The 19,021-nt window shown below is 30.6% G+C and carries 22 protein-coding genes and 2 pseudogenes; 6 read left to right on the top strand and 18 right to left on the bottom strand.

All coding sequences use genetic code 11. From position 1 onward, the window contains the following. The first annotated feature begins 14 nt into the window (after nucleotides 1–14). Entirely contained in the window at nucleotides 15–644 is a 630-nt protein-coding gene (locus CPIN17260_RS03375) for a uracil-DNA glycosylase family protein (protein WP_078440558.1), read from the top strand. A gap of 38 nt (nucleotides 645–682) precedes the next feature. On the opposite strand, the gene CPIN17260_RS03370 is transcribed toward CPIN17260_RS03375, so the two are convergent. Together CPIN17260_RS03370 and CPIN17260_RS03365 are read right to left on the bottom strand one after the other, a co-directional pair. Beyond that, nucleotides 683–1,174: a DNA-deoxyinosine glycosylase gene (locus tag CPIN17260_RS03370; RefSeq protein ID WP_099046653.1), complete on the bottom strand. Its 492-nt coding sequence runs from the start codon at nucleotides 1,172–1,174 to the stop codon at nucleotides 683–685. A 59-nt stretch (nucleotides 1,175–1,233) separates the two neighbouring features. After that, the gene (locus tag CPIN17260_RS03365; RefSeq protein ID WP_078440557.1) at nucleotides 1,234–2,721 is read right to left on the bottom strand and encodes a protein adenylyltransferase SelO; all 1,488 of its coding nucleotides are present in this window, start codon (nucleotides 2,719–2,721) and stop codon (nucleotides 1,234–1,236) included. A gap of 217 nt (nucleotides 2,722–2,938) precedes the next feature. Between CPIN17260_RS03365 and CPIN17260_RS09125 the strand changes: the two genes are divergently transcribed. The 3 genes from CPIN17260_RS09125 to CPIN17260_RS03355 all read left to right on the top strand — a co-directional run bounded on the left by CPIN17260_RS09125 (nucleotide 2,939) and on the right by CPIN17260_RS03355 (nucleotide 5,669). Continuing rightward, a complete protein-coding gene (locus CPIN17260_RS09125; RefSeq protein ID WP_157887327.1) occupies nucleotides 2,939–3,088 on the top strand; it encodes a restriction endonuclease subunit S domain-containing protein in 150 nt (49 codons plus the stop codon). A 143-nt stretch (nucleotides 3,089–3,231) separates the two neighbouring features. Continuing rightward, a complete protein-coding gene (locus tag CPIN17260_RS03360; protein ID WP_069632793.1) occupies nucleotides 3,232–3,492 on the top strand; it encodes a restriction endonuclease subunit S domain-containing protein in 261 nt (86 codons plus the stop codon). 263 nt (nucleotides 3,493–3,755) lie between these two features. Beyond that, complete coding sequence (locus CPIN17260_RS03355; protein ID WP_078440556.1) at nucleotides 3,756–5,669, top strand: DUF1561 family protein; 1,914 nt, start codon at nucleotides 3,756–3,758, stop codon at nucleotides 5,667–5,669. A gap of 152 nt (nucleotides 5,670–5,821) precedes the next feature. On the opposite strand, the gene CPIN17260_RS09120 is transcribed toward CPIN17260_RS03355, so the two are convergent. Then, nucleotides 5,822–5,962: a hypothetical protein gene (locus tag CPIN17260_RS09120; protein ID WP_153300787.1), complete on the bottom strand. Its 141-nt coding sequence runs from the start codon at nucleotides 5,960–5,962 to the stop codon at nucleotides 5,822–5,824. A 296-nt stretch (nucleotides 5,963–6,258) separates the two neighbouring features. On the opposite strand from CPIN17260_RS09120, the gene CPIN17260_RS03350 reads away from it, so the two are divergent. Beyond that, on the top strand, nucleotides 6,259–6,429 hold the full coding sequence (locus CPIN17260_RS03350; RefSeq protein ID WP_198926599.1) for a hypothetical protein: 171 nt from the start codon (nucleotides 6,259–6,261) through the stop codon (nucleotides 6,427–6,429). Between the two features lie 557 nt (nucleotides 6,430–6,986). On the opposite strand, the gene dcm is transcribed toward CPIN17260_RS03350, so the two are convergent. The 13 genes and pseudogenes from dcm to CPIN17260_RS03285 form a co-directional block, all read right to left on the bottom strand. Then, entirely contained in the window at nucleotides 6,987–8,015 is a 1,029-nt protein-coding gene (gene dcm, locus CPIN17260_RS03340; RefSeq protein WP_078387543.1) for a DNA cytosine methyltransferase, read from the bottom strand. A gap of 80 nt (nucleotides 8,016–8,095) precedes the next feature. After that, entirely contained in the window at nucleotides 8,096–9,280 is a 1,185-nt protein-coding gene (locus tag CPIN17260_RS03335) for a phospholipase D-like domain-containing protein (RefSeq protein ID WP_078440554.1), read from the bottom strand. 631 nt (nucleotides 9,281–9,911) lie between these two features. Beyond that, nucleotides 9,912–10,388: a toprim domain-containing protein gene (locus tag CPIN17260_RS03325; RefSeq protein ID WP_069632798.1), complete on the bottom strand. Its 477-nt coding sequence runs from the start codon at nucleotides 10,386–10,388 to the stop codon at nucleotides 9,912–9,914. Nucleotide 10,389: 1 nt separating this feature from the next. After that, nucleotides 10,390–10,560 carry a hypothetical protein gene (locus tag CPIN17260_RS09115; protein ID WP_153300926.1) on the bottom strand — a complete coding sequence of 57 codons (171 nt, stop codon included), beginning with the start codon at nucleotides 10,558–10,560 and terminating at the stop codon, nucleotides 10,390–10,392. Nucleotides 10,561–10,592: 32 nt separating this feature from the next. Beyond that, on the bottom strand, nucleotides 10,593–10,793 hold the full coding sequence (locus tag CPIN17260_RS03320; protein ID WP_078440553.1) for a hypothetical protein: 201 nt from the start codon (nucleotides 10,791–10,793) through the stop codon (nucleotides 10,593–10,595). Then, the gene (locus CPIN17260_RS09365; protein WP_226996996.1) at nucleotides 10,772–11,665 is read right to left on the bottom strand and encodes a hypothetical protein; all 894 of its coding nucleotides are present in this window, start codon (nucleotides 11,663–11,665) and stop codon (nucleotides 10,772–10,774) included. The genes CPIN17260_RS03320 and CPIN17260_RS09365 overlap by 22 nt, the downstream gene beginning before the upstream one ends. A 99-nt stretch (nucleotides 11,666–11,764) precedes the next feature. Further along, nucleotides 11,765–12,278 (bottom strand): annotated as a pseudogene (locus tag CPIN17260_RS09360) (relaxase/mobilization nuclease domain-containing protein). Nucleotides 12,279–13,167: 889 nt separating this feature from the next. Then, a complete protein-coding gene (locus CPIN17260_RS09355; RefSeq protein WP_219335894.1) occupies nucleotides 13,168–13,605 on the bottom strand; it encodes an AAA family ATPase in 438 nt (145 codons plus the stop codon). A gap of 168 nt (nucleotides 13,606–13,773) precedes the next feature. Then, nucleotides 13,774–13,992, bottom strand: coding sequence for a hypothetical protein (locus tag CPIN17260_RS03295; RefSeq protein ID WP_078415382.1), 219 nt, complete (start codon nucleotides 13,990–13,992; stop codon nucleotides 13,774–13,776). A 129-nt stretch (nucleotides 13,993–14,121) separates the two neighbouring features. Next, entirely contained in the window at nucleotides 14,122–14,412 is a 291-nt protein-coding gene (locus CPIN17260_RS09350) for a tyrosine-type recombinase/integrase (protein ID WP_226996994.1), read from the bottom strand. Nucleotides 14,413–14,511: 99 nt separating this feature from the next. Further along, nucleotides 14,512–14,871: a site-specific integrase gene (locus tag CPIN17260_RS09345; protein ID WP_219335892.1), complete on the bottom strand. Its 360-nt coding sequence runs from the start codon at nucleotides 14,869–14,871 to the stop codon at nucleotides 14,512–14,514. Nucleotides 14,872–14,881: 10 nt separating this feature from the next. Further along, nucleotides 14,882–15,193 carry an Arm DNA-binding domain-containing protein gene (locus CPIN17260_RS09340; protein ID WP_226996993.1) on the bottom strand — a complete coding sequence of 104 codons (312 nt, stop codon included), beginning with the start codon at nucleotides 15,191–15,193 and terminating at the stop codon, nucleotides 14,882–14,884. A gap of 8 nt (nucleotides 15,194–15,201) precedes the next feature. Beyond that, nucleotides 15,202–15,417 (bottom strand): hypothetical protein, encoded by a 216-nt coding sequence (locus CPIN17260_RS03285; RefSeq protein ID WP_078440552.1) that lies wholly within the window; start codon nucleotides 15,415–15,417, stop codon nucleotides 15,202–15,204. Between the two features lie 158 nt (nucleotides 15,418–15,575). Between CPIN17260_RS03285 and CPIN17260_RS03280 the strand changes: the two are divergent. Beyond that, nucleotides 15,576–16,007: pseudogene (locus CPIN17260_RS03280) on the top strand (helix-turn-helix domain-containing protein); the annotation flags it as partial. A gap of 99 nt (nucleotides 16,008–16,106) precedes the next feature. Here CPIN17260_RS03280 and guaA read toward each other — a convergent pair. Continuing rightward, the gene (gene guaA, locus CPIN17260_RS03275; protein ID WP_078415380.1) at nucleotides 16,107–17,642 is read right to left on the bottom strand and encodes a glutamine-hydrolyzing GMP synthase; all 1,536 of its coding nucleotides are present in this window, start codon (nucleotides 17,640–17,642) and stop codon (nucleotides 16,107–16,109) included. Further along, nucleotides 17,642–19,015 carry a sodium:proton antiporter NhaD gene (gene nhaD / locus CPIN17260_RS03270; RefSeq protein ID WP_069636929.1) on the bottom strand — a complete coding sequence of 458 codons (1,374 nt, stop codon included), beginning with the start codon at nucleotides 19,013–19,015 and terminating at the stop codon, nucleotides 17,642–17,644. Before nhaD ends, guaA begins: the two co-directional genes overlap by 1 nt. Nucleotides 19,016–19,021: the final 6 nt, after the last annotated feature.

Genomic DNA, 19,021 nt, shown 5'->3' with positions numbered 1-19,021 from the left:
GCTAAGATTTAAAAATGAATTTAGATAACATTGAAACACATATACTAAAACCTTTTATACCACAAAACTCAAATATTTTGCTTTTAGGTAGCTTTCCGCCACCGCAAGCAAGATGGAGTATGCAATTTTATTATCCAAATTTTAATAACGATATGTGGAGGATATTTGGATTAGCATTTATGAACGATAAAATGTATTTTGTAAATTTAGAACAAAAGACATTTTATCAAGATAAAATTATGGATTTTTTCAGGCTAAAAGGAATAGCCATAGGCGATAGTGCCTTGAAAGTGCAAAGGCTAAAAGGCAATGCCGATGATAAGTTCTTAGAAGTTAAAGAAGCCTTAAACCTTAGCGAGACACTAAAACAAATGCCAAACTGCAAGGCTATCTTAACAACCGGCACAAAAGCTTGTGAAGTGGTATTAGAAAAAGCTAAAAACAATGGCTGGATTTTAGATAGTAAAGAGAGCATAAAAGTGCCAAAAACAGGCGAATATCTACAAGCTTTTATACCAAATACACAAGATAATAAAAAACAAAGCATAAGAATATATCGTATGCCATCTAGCTCAAGAGCCTATCCTTTAAGTCTTGATAAAAAAGCTCAAATTTATAAAGAAATTATAGATTTATATATTTAAAAACTAAGGCTAAATTTAAAACTTAGCCTTGCTGTGTTTTATATATCAGTGCGAATAACTTCCCAACTTTTAGCAAGTGTTTCTAAATTAAATCTTGTATTTGCTGGGCTGGTAGATGGTAGTTTGATTATATCTTTATTAGTAGCTTTTAGTATTTGTGCTTTTAGGTAAGTCTCACAATCATCATAAGCTTTAGTTCCATTTGCAAAGACTTGTTCTATCTTAGCCTTGTTAAATATAGGACTTAAATCAGAAGGAGTGGCGTTTGTGATATTTTTATCAAGCGAGCCTTTTATATCGCAAGAGTGAATAGCATCATAAATAGCGATATTGTGCTCTAATAAAAACTTGACCTTACCTTCGTTTGTTTCGGGAATTTCTGTATTAAAAACTTTTGCCAAAACATTCCAAAAACGATTGCGTTTATTTACATAGTAAAAACCGGCTTTTCTTGAAATCTCAGAAGGAAAAGAACCTAATATTAAAACCTTTGAATTTTCATCAAATATTGGGTCTAAACCGTATTGCATTTTAAACTACAAAATATAGTCATCAATTTAGATAATCATACACAAACATAATTTTATTTTTAAGTCCCGCAAAATGTCTTATAAGCTGCCATTGAAACGCTTGGTAATTCTTGATATTTTGAGTTTTTAAAATCATATTCATAAGGCTTTTGCAAAACTTTTAAAAGCTCGTTAAACTCTTTATAATCGCCCTTAGTTGCGTTACTTAAAGCACTTTCAACAAGATGATTTCTAGGTATCACAAAAGGGTTTGCATTTTTCATCATCTCATATGCTTTTTGCATATTTTGTTCTGATATTTCTATGCTCTCATGCCATTTTTCTTGCCATTTTTTAAACTCTATATCATTAAAAAGCTCACTTGTTCCTTGCAAGTAAGACCCATCTTGCTCGCCTACTTCAAGGCTTAAACGAACAAATGTATTTGTATAATCAGAACCATTTTTATACATCAAATTCAAAAGCTCAGACACCAAAACCTCATCATTTTCTTGCTCTTTTATAAGCCCAAGCTTTTCTCTCATACCACTTAAAAAAGCATCTTTAAAAATAGGTAAATATTTAGCTAGCTCATCCTCTGCTATCTTGATAGCCTTGTCTTGGTTTTCATCCAAGATAGGCAAAAGAGCGTCCGCAAACACAGATAAATTCCAATGTCCAATAGGTGGCTGATGCTCATACGAATACCTTGAATGCCTGTCAATAGAACTAAACACAGTTTTTGGATCATACTTATCCATAAAAGCACAAGGACCATAGTCAATACTTTCGCCACAAATACTCATATTATCGGTATTCATAACACCGTGTATAAAGCCTACAAGTTGCCATTTTGCTATAAGATTAGCTTGTTTTTTTATAACTTCTCTTAGTAAAGATTGATATGGATTTTCATCGTTTTGTATATAAGGATAATGCCTTTTTATAGCATAATCAGCCAAAGCCTTCACATCGCTATCATCTCCAAGATAAGCAAATTCAAATGTCCCAACCCTAAGATGACTACTAGCAACCCTTACCAAAACAGCACCGGGCAAATACTCATATCTAAACACATTCTCACCCGTAAGGCAAACCGCCAAACTTCTAGTGGTGGCTATATTTAGACCGTGCATTGCTTCGCTTATAAGATACTCTCTAAGCATAGGACCAATAACCGCCTTGCCATCTCCACCACGAGAATAAGGCGTTTGCCCGCTTCCTTTTAGCTGTATGTCGTATGTCTTGCCGTCCGCTGTGTTTTGCTCTGCTAGTAAAATAGCCCTGCCATCTCCAAGAGTAGTAAAGTAACCAAACTGATGTCCGGCATAAGCTTGCGATATAGGTCTCATACCATCTAAAAATGTATTTCCCACAAAAAGCTCTGATTTTTGCTCATCACTAAGCTTTTTTAGCTCTTCGCTAATACCTAATTGCTTTGCTAAGTCTTCGTTATAAATAACTAAACTAGGCTTTGGAAAAGCTGAGTTTTTAGCAAATGAATAAAATCTTTTAGGAAGCTCTTCGTATGTATTGCTTATACTCCAACCAAAAGTTTCTTGTTTCATATGGTTTCCTTTTTATACTATTTATTACATTTTATTATATATTTAGTTATATTCTTTAAACAAAATATATAAATTTAACTTGCCACACTTAAAATAACATTTAATAAATATTCGGATAAAATTATAAAAAGCAAAAAAGGCATAAAATATATCTCAAAGCAATTATAACTCAACACCTTCAAAAAAAGATAAAACATTTTGGAACTCTAAGGATATTGTGTGGTTTAGCACACCTGATTATCAAGAAAACGAAATTTACATACAAAAAGAATACATAAATCAATTTGTATCAAGCAAAGCTTTAATCGAAAACACAATTCAAATTATACCCACAGATAGTGTTTTAATCTTGCGCTACAACTCTTGAAAAAATAGCAATAAACAAAGTAGAATTATCCACAAATCAACAAATAAATTCCATCATATGTAATAAAGAAAATTTAATTCCAGAATTTTTAGTTTTTTTATTCAAAACAGATAAGATTAATCTAAACAACTTAACATCTAGTTTTGCTAAGTTTTAAACTTAGCATAGGAAAAACAGCAATCGCAGGAAAAGACTTATATACAAATGAAGCAATAGCTGGATTTGCCATAAAAGATAAGTATAAAAATAATATTTTAAATAAATTTATATTTTGCTTATTTGAATGTAATATAATAAAACTCAAAAAAGATAGCTTGAATGCTTTTGGCAAAAGCTTAAATTCATATGAAAACATTCAAAAACAAATCATAAAAGAATTTGAAAAATATAAAAAAGAAATATAACAAATAAAAATTAAACTAGAAAAAGAACAAGATTTATATAAAGAAATTTTAGAAAATTATTTAAATTAATAGATTTTATTTATTACCTGTAGATTAAGATACTCTAAATATAAAATTATATTATGTATATTTCCATTTATTTTCAATATTTGATTTTAAAAAAGTATCTTATTACAAGACATAAGAAATAAAAATTTTAATAACAAATCGTTATATTTTTGCTATAATACTGTAACATAAATTTCATTTTAAAAGGATATTCAATGCAATTTTATAATAAAGTATTGTTTATATTGCACTTTTTTTTGTTGTTTTCAAACGCACAAGATGTAAGACAGGTTGTAGCCGATACTCCTAAAGATATGATTTTAAAGGTTAGAACTGAAGATGGACAAAATCTGTGTTACAGTCCTGTTTTTTCAAAAGGCGAGAGCTATATTTATTTGGATTATTGTAGTAATAAACTGCCAAAAGCTAGATACGATGTTTTTGGGAGAATCAGTTTTGAAGTAAATGGCAACTACTTATGTCTTGTGGCGCCTTCTAGCGTTACTGGTATAGATGGTAAATCAACTCAATCGTGGGATTATATGCATTTATCACCTTGCACTTTAAATGACAGAAATCAACGTTTTATGATTAAAAATAGTAAAATATTTACAAACGAAGGCAATTTGCGAATTAAGCATTACAAATACTATGCCTATATATCTAAAAGATCAAGCGACAAAGAAAATCACGAGCTACATTCTGAAATGAAATCATGGGCAAATCTAAGGGCTGCTCCTGCAACTTTAAGTTTTAAAACACCTATAGCTTGGCCTTTTATAGATAGATTTCAATGGGCTTTGTATTATTTGCAAAATAATAAGTCCGTCCCTGATAATATAGTTGAACTTTATTACAATTCTACAAATGGTCATATTGCTCAATACTATAAAGAAAGTGGTCAATTATACTGCCTCACTTCAAATCAGAAAAAAACACAAAATTGGAATTGGGTTAGTTGGGAAGAATGTAAAGATGTAGTTACAAAAAGTGACGAAAAACATAAGTGGAGTTTCTTATCACCGCATGAAAATGATAGTATGATAATTGATTATTTAGGAAATATACTAAGACTTAGTGCTTATGGAGTTAATTGGGGTGTTCCATATACTATAAAACCAAGCTATATGCCCAAAGATACAAGCAATGCACCAAAAGAATATTTTACTATTTCTCATGAACTTGGAGATTGGCTAAGATTTGTCAATGCAAATCTTGCTGATGAACTTAATGTTTGTCCAGCTTCAGGAAAACAAACAGACAGCAAAACAAGAGTTAAAAGAGATATCCATCCTAGCTTTAAACTAGAAGATGAAGCTTGGCAAAGAAGACTTTGGCAAATAGCAAGAAGTGGTTCAAACAATGAAAGCGAGGGTATAGGAATTTGTGGCACTTGTCTTTTACAAACTATGCAAATGGTGCTTGAAATTTTAAATGACACTTCTGCTAGAAATGATGGTGAAGGTTATTTGTTTCCAACAGCACATATGAGAGATCCTTTTATAGCATTTAGACAAAGATATCCTGGCTTAAGCTTTGTACTAGAAACTCAAGGGCGATTTGAAGAGTCTGCCAGATACGAATGGGCGCAAATGCAAACAGCATTAGGCCACAGTGCTTTAGGATTAGTTGGAACTTTTTTATCTAATTATGTGATTACAGGAACAAATATGTTAAACGAATCTCAATTAGACATAGGAGTTCAATCAGTGCTTAGATCTTCACCTGGATCTGTTTGGATAAATTTTATCTACACGATAAACCCACAAACAAACGAACTCGAAGGCCATATCATGCCAGTTATCAGAACACAAAATGGTATGGTTTATGTCACTACAAATTTTCCAGATATATCGTTTGAACAATTTAGACAAAGACTTAGTCGCACTATAAATACTACTAGTGATGTAAGAAATCGAATTACAAATAACGGAACATTAAATTTAGCTTATACACAGTTCATACAAGTTTCAAGAAGGTATTTTAACCCTATTGTCTTAAGTGTGTCACAAAATAACTGCACAGGAGAAGGGCCAAGCAGAAGAGGGAGTAAAAGAAAACCTGAAATAAATTTAATAAATCAATGTGATACTCCGAGTAAAAGATGTGGTTTGTTAGAAAGTAGATAAAAATTTGCAATTTTATAAATCAAATAGATTACAATATCTATTTGATTTATTATAATAAAGCTCTTCAAAAAATAATAAAATCCATACTTGATACAATACTTAATATTGGACTATTTCAAACACCAAAAAACACCTCAATAATATGTCTTATTTTACCGAGTATACTTTCTTTTCTCTTGCTCACCTCTTTTTAAAATAGGTGACAACAATCTATCCATATCATCTCCAGCATAATCAACATACCTTAAATAAATTTTCCATGCAACTCTTTCTTTATCCTTGCTTACTAACACATCACCACTTACACTTCTTTCACTTATTCATAACGGTGGTTTTCTTAATAAAATTTTCAATTAACATTGCCTGCAATCACTATTAAGTTTGGATTGTCTTTTAACATTATTTTATTTAATGTTTTTATCATTTTGTATGCCTTGGATTTTAAAACCTTCCATTCCAATCTTTACTAGTCTTCTCAGCATTAACATACATTTTTATCATATTTTTTATCCTTTCTTGTTTATTTAGACTTACGATATAGATAAGACAATGACAAGAAATATCTCTTTAATGGTGATGTATGTAAATCTTGAGAGAGCCATCTAGTAATTTGTTTGACTTGGAGTTTTATTCTATTACAAAAGAGCAGTTTAATTCTATAAAAAATAAATCTATCGAATACTATTTATTACCGCTTACACAGAAAGAATTTGAAGAACTAAGTCGTGATGAAATTCTAAAAAGATGGTTGAATGCCTGAAAGAAAATAATTTATTATAAAACAGAATCTTTGACATAACAAAATTTTATAACTCATACAGGGGGTACTGAGTTTAAAAAGAGATATAGGAATAATTTTTTAGATAAAACCAGAGAAGATATAACATGGAATATATCAAGAAAGTAATAAAAGAAAAAGCCCTACCATTCACAATATAGATAGCTAAAGCTATTGCTGTAGAACTACTCAATGTTTCAATGAAAGCAGCATTAAACCCATAATTTATTATTAACAAAAAGCAACTAAAATCAAAAATCTCAGTTGCCTTTTCTTCAATATCACCCAAAGAATTACTCTTTAAGTAACTCATTTGTAAATTTTACAAGCGCAACACTCACAAAATGGCTATTTATAAAGCTTTACAGCCTGTTTTTTTAACTACTCCCACTCAATCAATATTATATATATTCTCTGATAAACTTAATATTTAACTACATTGACAATATATCTTTTATATATATAATACTTAAAATCTTGATTTAGACAAATTTTTGCAACCAGCTTCAATAATTATAATATTCTACCTCTTAATTTTTCTAACCTAATGCAAACACTCTTTCTTTTCTTTCTGAAAAATCGACATTACTACTTGTAGTTCCTACTTTTAGTTTGCTCATATCAGTCCGTTTGAGAGATTCCTTTATTTCACTAGCTAAACGATATATAACTGGTACTACAACTGAATTTCCTGCTTGCTTATATAAATGACTCATAGCTACATCATTTGGCAATTTAAATTCACTAGGATATCCCTGAAACATAAAACACTCTTTTGGAGTTAATTTTCTAATTCCATACTTTGTTAAAACAATTGGCACATTATGACCACCAGTCCCCATATTTGCTGTTAATGTTGGGCATAAATTGGATTTGTTTTCTCTAACATACACTCTACGCCATTGATATAAGGTTTCCTCATTTTTTACTTCACTTTTTAATGTATCGTAAAACTTACACGATTCTTCTGTATAGTAATATTTATTATCTACTTTTTTGTTAAAATCTATAATATCTGATACTTTTTTAGATAGCACTTCAGGTTCTATGCTCCTAAAATTATATAAATCTTCTTCATCTAAAAAGCCAATTATATAAATTCTTTCTCTATTTTGTGGTATGTTACCATATTCACTTGCATTTAAAACCATTGTTTTAAGATGATACCCATAACTTTCAAGAGTTTCCTTTATTACTCTATAGGTATTCCCTTTATCATGAGATAATAGATTTTTTACATTTTCAATAAATATGACTCTTGGATTTTTTTTACTAATTATTTGTGCTAATTTAAAAAAAACTTCTCCTCGTTCATCTTCAAAACCTTTTTGATATCCAGCTACTGAAAACGCTTGACAAGGAAAACCACCAACTATAATATCAACATCAGGAACATCCTCACTTTTTATATTATATATATCATCTACTATTAGCTTACTAGAATGATTGTATTTAAATGTGATTGCAGCTTTTTTGTCAATTTCATTAGACCAAACAACTTCAAAACCTGCTTGTTGAAACCCTAATTCTATTCCACCTACACCTGCAAAAAAACCTGCTACTTTCATTTTGCACCTCCATTTTTTGTGGCACGCCTCAAAATACTATTGTTTACAATAAACACTATTTATATAGTGTTTATTGTAAATTATTTTTGCTTATATTCTTCTCTATACTTTTCTTCAAATTCCTCAAAGCTTCCCGATTTAAGAAAATCTAAATAAAATATTCCAGCTTTACTTTTAGATAATTTAACACTATCTATACCTATAATATCTAATTGCTCTTTTGTTACAAGTTCCATAGGTTTTAGTTCTAATATTTCCCTTAAAATCCACTCCCCTAAGGCTGAATTGGGATTACTCATTAAGGCTTTACCTCCTTGCTGAGCGACTTTCATATTCAAAATTTTTCCATTTGGTAATTTAACATTAAAAGGCTCTGTCTTATAATCATCAGTGTTATATTCAAAAAAATTCTTTTTATTCTTATGTATAAAACTAGGAATTGCTATATATACTTCATTCTCATTTCTTTTGCGTCCCCTTGCATTCCATTGATTCAGACCGGAGCGTTCCTCTACTTCATTTGTCTTAGGACTATACAATGGTAGAATGATATAATCAACTATATCATCATTTGTATTTATTAGCTTAATTTTATCTACATCATCTTTTCTAGATTCAATAGATAACAAAAAATCATATGGATTATCTAATATATCTACATAAAACCCAAATATTTTTCTAGTATCAGAAGTATCAAACCTTTTTAATAATGTACTTTTAGATAAACTAAAACTGTAGTCGTGAATATTATCACTAAAATGTATTGTGTTCTTGTTTTTCTTTGTTATTCTTATACTGTCTATATCTATTAAATCCATATGTTCTTCATATATTGCCATATACTTATCACTTCTAGTAACTAAATGATACATCATATCGTTAAGCCCACATATTCTCATAGTTGACTTTATTCTTTCATTCCTCATACTTGCAACTTTTTTAACTAATTCCATATCTTTTAAATTTCTAAGAACATTTGAGTCTTTGTTAAATTCAGCAACTTTTTGAAAAGTATTACCATTGTTTTGCAAAAAAGTTTTAAGTCCTATTCCTATACCATCTTTTCCAGCATCTGCCGATACATCACTTCTTGATAAGTTTTCAGCATCAAAAGCTTTACAAAAAATATTCTCCATTGCTCTATAATATAAGAATGGATTACTACTTTCAGCAAAAAGATTAGATAATGAACCTGTAACTTCTAGTAAGTCTATATATAACTTTCTTTTTCCATCGCTTTGATTTTCAAAAAAATTATTTGACAATAGAAAACCTCCTTACTTTTAATAAATATTTTTTTATTCTATCATATTTTTGTTTTTTTACTATATATTATGTTAATATACAACATACATATGACGATAATTAATTTAAGTACAATACAAGTTTATATTAATTTTTAAATTAAAGGAGGGATATTATGCCAAAATCAGGAGACAAATTTACTGTCAAACTACTGAATACTCACTTAAAATAGGGAACTTATAGATACACATCATCTAGAGAACCTATTTATGGCGAAACGTATATTCCCATTCCAACTAAATTTGCTCATAAGTATAATATTTTCAACTCGAATAAGCTAGGCATAGATAAACTAGGTGTTAATATTTTTGAGTATTTCGCATTTGTAAATAACAAATTACATTCAACCGGGATACTAAAAGCCTCTGGTTGCAGTACTGCTGGCGATATATACGCTAAAAACCTTAGTGGTAATGGAAATCTAAAAATATTATCCCCTTGGATATATTACGCCAATATCTGTGTAGGAGATTATATTGAAGTTTTATTTACTTCCCCTACACAAATTCAATTGAGAAAAATTTAATATGATTTTATTACAGCAAAGATAGTATTAACTACTCTCACATAATACATATTAGTATCATTATACTATCTTTGCGAAACAAGTTCCTCATTCCAGTCTTTATGCTTTCTAGGTAGATGAATCATCACATTATAGCCTTTCTCTGAATACTTAGATGCTAATTCCTTACTTGCGTTTATCCCGGTTTCGTCATTATCAAGCATTAAGATTATGGTTTTAGTTTGTGGATTTTCCTTTAAATATTGCTCCAGTCTTAAACTTGATATACCTGGTAAGGCTAGTGTATTTAAATTCTCTGCTGAGTTCATGCTCTCATAACTAAGTGCATCTATTACACTTTCAAAGACTGCTATATTATCCGATTTATGATTGCATCTGGGACTAGAAGCAAAGGCTTTATCACTGCCCCTTACTTCGCCCTTTAAATTTATACTTTGATTCGTTCCAACCCTTAGTGCATATCTTGGAATACCTGCCATATCATAACCTACAAATACACAGTTGTTCCTATTATCTTGATATAATTTATTTTCAGCTATCATTCTATCCACTAACTCTTTTTTTGATTTTTCTAATCTCGCATAGATATTGATACACCTTGCTTATATCATCTACCTTTGCCGGTAAAATAAAGTCTTTTTCTTTTTTTATAAGCTTGCTATCCGATTTATTAAAAGAAGAATACCGAGCGCCACTTCCTGTGATTTTTTCCATCGCTGACTTAAAATCAAGTCCCTCATATTTTTTTACAAAGTCCAGTAATCCAATCCACCTATTTGCCTTGAAAACCAGTACCACTTATTTTGACTTGGGGTAATGATTAAACTTTCGCGTTCTGCTAGACTGATGGTATCTCTACCTTTTCTAATTAGTTTTTGTACATTTTGTTCCAAATAATTTATAATGCTTACATCATTTGCTCTTCTTATATCTTCTCTGCTATACATTTTTCCCTCCTATAATTCCATTTCGTTTCTTGATTTTTTCTTTGTTTTTTCTCTCTTTCCCTGTTTTCATCTTCTTTATATTTGTTCATAACGGATTCAATCCAACTTTGTTTTTTGACGCTATTTTGTCCTCTATATAAATAGGCATCAACGTTGTTCTTTATCTTTTCCAGCTTTTCATATCTGTCTACTAATTGATTGTATTCATCCACCATTTTGTTCTGTTTTTTACATAGATTTTCATAATAAGTGTTGATTTTTTTCATTGTCTTTTTGTCTATCTTATCAATATTGATAAAGTCTTTTAGGTGGGGAAATTGCCTTAAAAACATATCCACCACTTCATGGGATGCCTGATATTTTTCAACATCTTTTCCGTTCATTATCATATATATCTTGTCTTTTGGATTTTTCTTATAGCCATCATAGTGGGATTTTTTCGCTATTAAATTTTCAAAGTCTGCCATAACATCTTTTCGTCTGGAGTATTCTGTATCTAGTAAACTTAATTTTTCTCTTTTTTCTGAAAGTTCTGTTTTTATTTTGGAGAGTTCTTTGTCTAAACTTCCAAAGTCCTTTATTCCTAAATTTCTTATTTCAATAAGAGTCTTACTCATTATTCTCATATTTTCATAAGTGATTTTATCGCCATAGACTTTATTTCCACTCATCTTTTCACTAATTCTTTTATCTTTAACATTTATAATGTTTTCCAGCTCAGCATTTCCTAAGAGTTTATCCTGTATTCGCTCTTTGATTTTTTCTTCCGTATAATTTTCGTCTATGCTCTTTGCTCTCGTAAATCTCTTTTGATTTTTCTCTCTAAAAGCAATGTGTTTTCCCTCTTTGATTTCATAACCATAGTCTTTCATAGTAGATAAAAAATGCTCATAGTTTAGAGAATGTTCAATGGCTCTATCAATGTTAAATTGTAGTTTGGACTTGTAACTTTTTCCTTTTTGATGGGTTTCCTAGTCGTACCAACTTTTGAATTTTCTAGTATTGATACTCTTTATGATTTCTTTTGTTTCATTATCTATCACCGATAAATTATGTTCTCTACATAACCTGTCGCTTTCATTTCTAATCTTCATATAGGAGCCGTAATAAGACTTATAAACCTTGCCCTCATCAACATCGATAGAATTAAATATAATGTTTATGGATATAGTCGTTGTCGATATGGGTAGCTAGAACATACTCATATTTTCCAGCCAGTATGGTATCGCAAAGTTCGATAACTACCTGATGTGCTTCTTCTGCTGACACTTCATTTAGGGCAAAAGATTGGATCAGGTGCTGGGCTAATGTTTTTGTTCTTGAGTTAAATTCTCTTTTAGTAAGTTCAAATTCTTTGTGTACATTTTCTCTTAAACATAAATGGGTGCTGACAAAGATTTCTTCATCTGTTTTATCTCCATTACAAATATAATCTATAGCTTTTTTAAGGGTGCTTTTTATGGGATGTATCTTTGTAACTGCCATTAGCTTATTACCTTATTGATGATGTAGTTTGAAACTTTTTCTCTAAATTCCGTAAGAAATGACAACTCCAGTTCTAATCCGGAATACATTAATTCAATATCTTTTTTGTAAATTACTCCTGTGCTGTTTATATGGTTTGTTATTTGGTTTAAGTTTGCTGAATTTCTACTTGCAAGAGAAGTTATTTCTCTTAATTCTTTTCTAAATTCTCCGGATATATCTATGCTGATAATCTTATTCTTAAAGATGGCATCTCGGTAAAACTCTTATTTTGTCCTATATCCTGATAGCTCAAATCTGTTGTTTAATTCTTTCATTTCATCTTTATTTACCATAAAATGAACGGTACAATTATTTCTTCTATTCACTTGATTCTTCATCTGCTTTGTAGGTGAAGTTCGTAGATTCTCCCCTTGCTTTTTCGCTTAACCGATATACTAATTCCATACTTTTTCAGTATCCCTATATTTCTCTTTAAGGTCTTGCCAAACTGTTGTGGACTTTCAATATCAAGGTTGATTTTAGAACAGATATCTACAATCGTTCCTTTTGCTTCTTTCTCTTCTTTGGCATAGACTGAACTAATTTTTGAATAGATGGCTCTAGGGTAGTTATTGGGTCAATTTTATCTAATTTCAGTATCTTTTTTCCGTATTTAATTTCACATCATAGATATTTGACTCAAACAGTCTGCTAGTGATATTTAGTCTAAACTCTGTGTCAAATCTGAATTTTTATCTATGGCTATAATAGTATCTACTGAACCTGATAATGCCTGCGATCCAATTACTTTTTTGCTGACACTATTAACTGAATTATCTTTTTTTTGTATAATACATCATTATAAAAGTACAGCCATATTTCTCAACTAGGCTATAATACTTCGCCATCACTTCATAAGTGTCGTTGTAATCATTGGCATTAAATTTCTCTCATATTTGATTTTAGAAAAGGTATCTACAACAAAAAGTTTATATCCCTCTTGGATATTTTTTTCAATCATTTCTTCAAATTCTTCGAAGGTAACACAACTTGTACCATTATAAAATTTCAGACTCGGCAAACAAGGAATCTCTATTTTTTTAACCCTTTCTTGAATTACCGTTCTTGAAAGTTCGTTGCAATAATAAACTACTTTAGTTTGTCTTACTTTCTTCTCTAAAAAATCTATTCCGGCATTTACACATAAGGCTAGATTTAAACCTAAAGCAGTCCTTCCCTTTTTTGGGGACGCAACGATTAAAGATATGCTCTTATCTGCAATTATATTTTCTACAATAAACCTATTTAATGTATCAAAAGGAGTTTCTATAGTATAGTGTTTCATCTGCAAGTCCTCCTATTATGGTTTACTAAAAAAGAAAAACTTGTTCTCTTTGGATTGAATATTTGGCTTTTTAATGATAAACTATTCTTGTCTAAGGAATGTTTTATTAAATTAAATTATTCATTTCTCCTGGTCTTTGGACTGGGAGATTTTTTCTTTTTAATAAGCTCATTCATCTTGTAACCTCTCTATCATTTCTACAACTGTTTTAAGTGCATAAATGTCAATTTCATCTATAATAGCATTAGTAGTATTATCCGTTAGCTTTTCATAAATTCTAAATAATATCTTCTTGATTTCACTAAAAGATTTACTATTACTTATTGTTGTGACTGAATTATTTAAAACTGACTCTGTTGTATATTCTTGCTTTGCCAAACCTGACATTTTAACTTTATTATACTTTCTTCAGGTGTCATGCTAAAATTAACTATCTTATTTCGTTTTCTTTTTTTGATAACCGGCTTAGGTGTATTACTCCTTAAAAGTGAACTTCTAATAAATATTTTGCTCATTTTATTCCTCCATTTCATTGTCTAATCTATCTGGCACTTCTATTTGTTTAGATGGATATAGATGGGCATAATTAAAAGTTATTTCTATACTTTCGTGACCTAATCTATTAGCTATTACTACTGGAGAAAAACCTAAATCTATTAAGTATGCAACGTGAGAATGTTTAAAATCGTGGACTCTAATTCTTTTTATTCCAGCCATTTCTGCACCTCTTATAATTTCTTTATTAAGATATGGCCCACTAAAAGAAAAGAACCTTTCGTTTGATTTTATTCCATATAAAATATCCATATATTCTTTAATCAAATCTACTAAAAAATTTGGAATTGTAATTTTTCTATTGCTTTTTTATGTCTTTGGACTGGCAATATGGTCTTTTCCCTCTATTCTTTAATATGACTTACTAATGATTATTTTTTTCTCATCTAGTTTTATATCATTTGGAGTTAGTGCTAAAACCTCTCCAACTCGCATACTACACAAAAATAATAATTGAAAAGCATAATATGATTTAGGTCTATTTTTCATCACTTCTGAAAAATTCATAAACTCATCTTTTGTCCAAAAATTCATCTTACTTGACCTTGCTTTGCCAATTTTTCCTACTTTCGTAGATACATTTGAGCCTAAGCCATAAAATCTACAAGCGTGATTCAAAATTGCTGACAACTGATTTTGAACAGTTCTTAAATAAGTTTGTGAATATGGCTTTCCTTCTTCATCTCTAAATAAAATCAACTCGTTTTGCAACTTAATTACATCAGATGTTTTTAATATCTGATGTAATTTTATCTTTGAAATATGGTAGTATCTTATCTCTTATAATATACTGTTTTGAAATAAATGTATTTAATTTCAATCTTGGTTTTTTATCTTTCATATAAATATCAACAAAAGTTTCAAACTTCATATTCATATCTAGCGATTTAGAAGTTATAAACTCTCTTTCCCATTCCAAAGCTTCTCGTTTTGTTATAAAACCTCTTTTATGCTTAGCTTTTCTTTTTCCTTGCCAATCTGTATATTTTACATAGACTGTGCATTTTCCATTTTTTTCTTTATTTACTGACATACTTCCTCTTATCTTGATTCCGATTGGAGTCCAAAAAATCTCTTGTGGTAATATGTTCTTGGCACTCTATCTGCTATAGTTAGATAGCCTTCTTTTTTTAATTCATCATTCATTTCTTTCATCAGCTTATACGCTAATGGTTTAGAAATTTGTAAATCCTTTACAATAGTATCAACTCGGATGAGCATATCACTTGTTTCTTGTTTAAATTTTTGATTTTCCATTACTATTCTCCTTTCGTTAATCGGTTCAATTTTGAACTGAATGTGATATAATACTTATAATTCCAATAAAAAAAATGGGGGGGGGTTGAAAAAATGATGATTGGAGAAAAAATTAAGTTTTATAGACTTAAACAAGGCTACTCACAAAAAAATTAGCAGAACTCTCTGGCATGAGTGAGCCTGCTATTAGAAATTATGAAATAGAAAACTGTAATCCTTCTAATGAACAATTACTGAAAATATCCAGTGCATTAAACATCAGCATTTATGAATTGAAACTGCCTGATTTTGAAACTTATGAAGGTACAATGCACGCATTATTCTATTTAGAAAATTATTGTAACCTTGAACCAATTATAAATGAGTCCGACAATGGAGATAAGAATGTAGTTCTTCAATTTAATGATCACTATAAAATTGGAAATGACATAAATAAATTTATTATGAAATGGGCAAAACTAAGAGATGATTTTTATAGTTTTGATATAGATGAAGATGAATATGAAAATTGGAAAGCACAATTTCCAAATAAAGATATGGATAAAAAAACGCCTATCAATATAGCTGATAGTAAAAATAAAATTAAATAATATCTATTCTAAAAAATAAATTACAACCAAAATGCAACCAAAAATAAAAAAACAATCCCCTAAAACCTTGATATAAAAGGTTTTAAGGGGTTTTCAATTTTACTCCCACTCAATAGTAGCAGGTGGTTTTGAGCTAATATCATAAACAACACGGTTTATGCCATTAACTTCATTTATAATACGGCGGCTTACATTTTCAAGTAACTCATAAGGAAGTCTTGAAAAACTAGCTGTCATACCATCACTAGCATCAACAACACGTATACAAACAGCGTTTTCATAGGTTCTATTATCACCCATAACGCCTACTGATTTGACATTTAAAAGCACACAAAATGCCTGCCAAGTCTTATTATACCAGCCACTAGATTTAAGCTCATCTCTAAGTATAACATCAGCAGCTCTTAGTAATTCCAAGCTAGGCTCATTTACTTCGCCCATTATACGTATAGCAAGCCCTGGCCCTGGGAATGGATGACGATAAACCAAATCTTTACTAAGACCAAGTTCTAGTCCAAGCACCCTAACCTCATCTTTAAATATCTCTTTTAAAGGCTCTATAAGCTCAAATTTCATCCAATCAGGCAAACCACCTACATTATGATGGCTTTTTATTGTTTTACTAGAACCAACAACACTACTTTCTATAATGTCTGTATAGAGTGTGCCTTGAGCTAGGTATTTTACATTTTCATGTTTTTTTGCCTCTTCTTCAAAAACTTCAATAAAGGTATTGCCTATTATTTTACGCTTTTGTTCAGGGTCTACAACTCCAGCTAATCTTCCTAAAAACAACTCACTAGCATCAATAACAATCAAATCAACACCGAGTTTACTCTTAAATATATTTTCTACTTGCTCTCGCTCTCTTGTTCTAAGAAGACCATTATCAACAAAAACTACTATCAAATTATCAGGGACAGAATGAGCCAACAAAGCCGCAACAACAGAGCTATCAACACCACCGCTTACAGCACAAAGAACTTTATCATTACCAACTTTTTCTTTTATTTTAGCAATCTGTTCTTTTGCAAAATTTCCCATATTCCAGTTGCTTTCGCATTTACATATCAACTTTGCAAAATTTTTCAAAATAGTATCGCCTGATTCACTATGAGCTACTTCAGGGTGAAATTGTAAAGCATAAATTTTATGTTCATCATCGCCATAAGCACAAAAATCAGAGTGCTTTGACTTAGCTAAAACTTTAAAATTTGAAGGCAGGTTTTCAACCTTATCAGAATGACTCATCCATACGATTTGACCATCTTTGGTATTTTCAAAAAGAGGATGATTAACATCAAAAAATAGCTCAGCCTTGCCATACTCTTTTTCTCTAGCAGGTATAACACTACCGCCAAAATGATGAGCTATAAGTTGCATACCATAACAAACTCCAAGCACAGGAATTCCAAGCTCAAAAACACCTTCATCACAGAAATAGGCATCATTAGCATAAACACTTGCTGGCCCACCGCTAAGAATGATACCCTTAGGCTGTTTTGATTTTATATCCTCAAGCTTTGAATTAAAAGGCAAAAGCTCAGCATAAAACCCCTGCTCCCTAAGGCGTCTAGCTATCAATTGTGTATATTGAGAACCAAAATCCAAAACAATAATATCAGCTTTTTTCATTAATACCATCCTAAAATTTCAAATTGAATATACCATATAACAAGAGAAATGATATATCCAACAACCACTTTCCAAGCCTGAGACATATGAGCACCAAAAGTATAAATACCTCTTAATTTACCCATAACACCAACACCAGCAGCTGAACCAAAACTTATCATAGAGCCACCGATACCAGCCGTAAGTGTTACAAGCAACCACTCATCATCGCCCATTGCCGGATTTGATTTTAAAACAGCACTCATAACAGGAACATTGTCAACTATAGCAGATACAAAACCAACAGCAATGTTTATGCTAGTAAATCCGAAGCTATCATAAAGTTTTATGAGATATTCTAAGAAACCAGCATAGTGCAAGGCGCCAACAGCAGCTAAAATTCCAAAGAAAAATAACAATGTATCATTTTCTATTTTTGACATATAGTGAAAAACATTCATAGTGTCTTCATCTTTGTGTTTCTTCTTAAATAAATATGAAAATATAGTAAGTAAAGAAAAACCAAACATCATACCCCACATCGCAGGTAAATGGAAGAACTGATGACATAAAACAGCTATAACTATAGTAGAAATTCCAAGAGCTATAACAACCTTACCACCAGGTTTTATAACAACTTTTTTCTCACTCTTTGCATCAAAACGAGGACTTCCTTCTGGAACTTTTAAAGACAATAAATATCCGGTAATAATCCAACCAATAAATGAAGCAGGAAAAAGTGCTAAGAAATCTATAAATGGAGATTTTCCTGCCGCCCAAACCATAAGAGTTGTGATATCTCCAAATGGACTCCATGCACCACCAGCATTTGCTGCAACAACTATATTTATTGCACCGGTTACCAAGAATGCTTTATTTTCTCTATCTATTGTCAAAAGAACAGTAGATAAAATAAGTGCTGTTGTAAGATTGTCAGCTACTGGGCTTAAGAAAAATGCAATAACACCAGTTAGCCAAAAAAGTTTTTTGTAAGAATAGCCTTTTGAGACTAAATTGTATTTTAATACATTAAAAACATCTCTTTCTATTAATGCTTCTATATATGTCATAGCAACCATCAAGAAAAATACTATCTGAGCAATCTCTATAATAAGATGATTTATCTCATTATTTAAAGGCTCCATAGACATACTATTTATGGCCATATAAATACCCAAAAGTATAAACATAAAAGTGCCTATAAATATAGCTGGTTTAGCTTTATTTACATGATACAGCTCTTCAGCCGCTATAAAATAATATCCAATAACAAATACTACAAGACACAACCAGCCAGCCCAAGTTGTACTAAGGTCTATATGATCAACCGCAACCTCAGCACCAGAACCAAAGGCAGCTGCAAAAAACAAGACTATAAGTCCAAGAAATTTCATCTACTT

Origin of the sequence: Campylobacter pinnipediorum subsp. pinnipediorum (genome assembly GCF_002021925.1) — a bacterium.
GTDB lineage: Bacteria > Campylobacterota > Campylobacteria > Campylobacterales > Campylobacteraceae > Campylobacter_A > Campylobacter_A pinnipediorum.
This window is presented reverse-complemented; position numbering and strand designations above follow the sequence as displayed.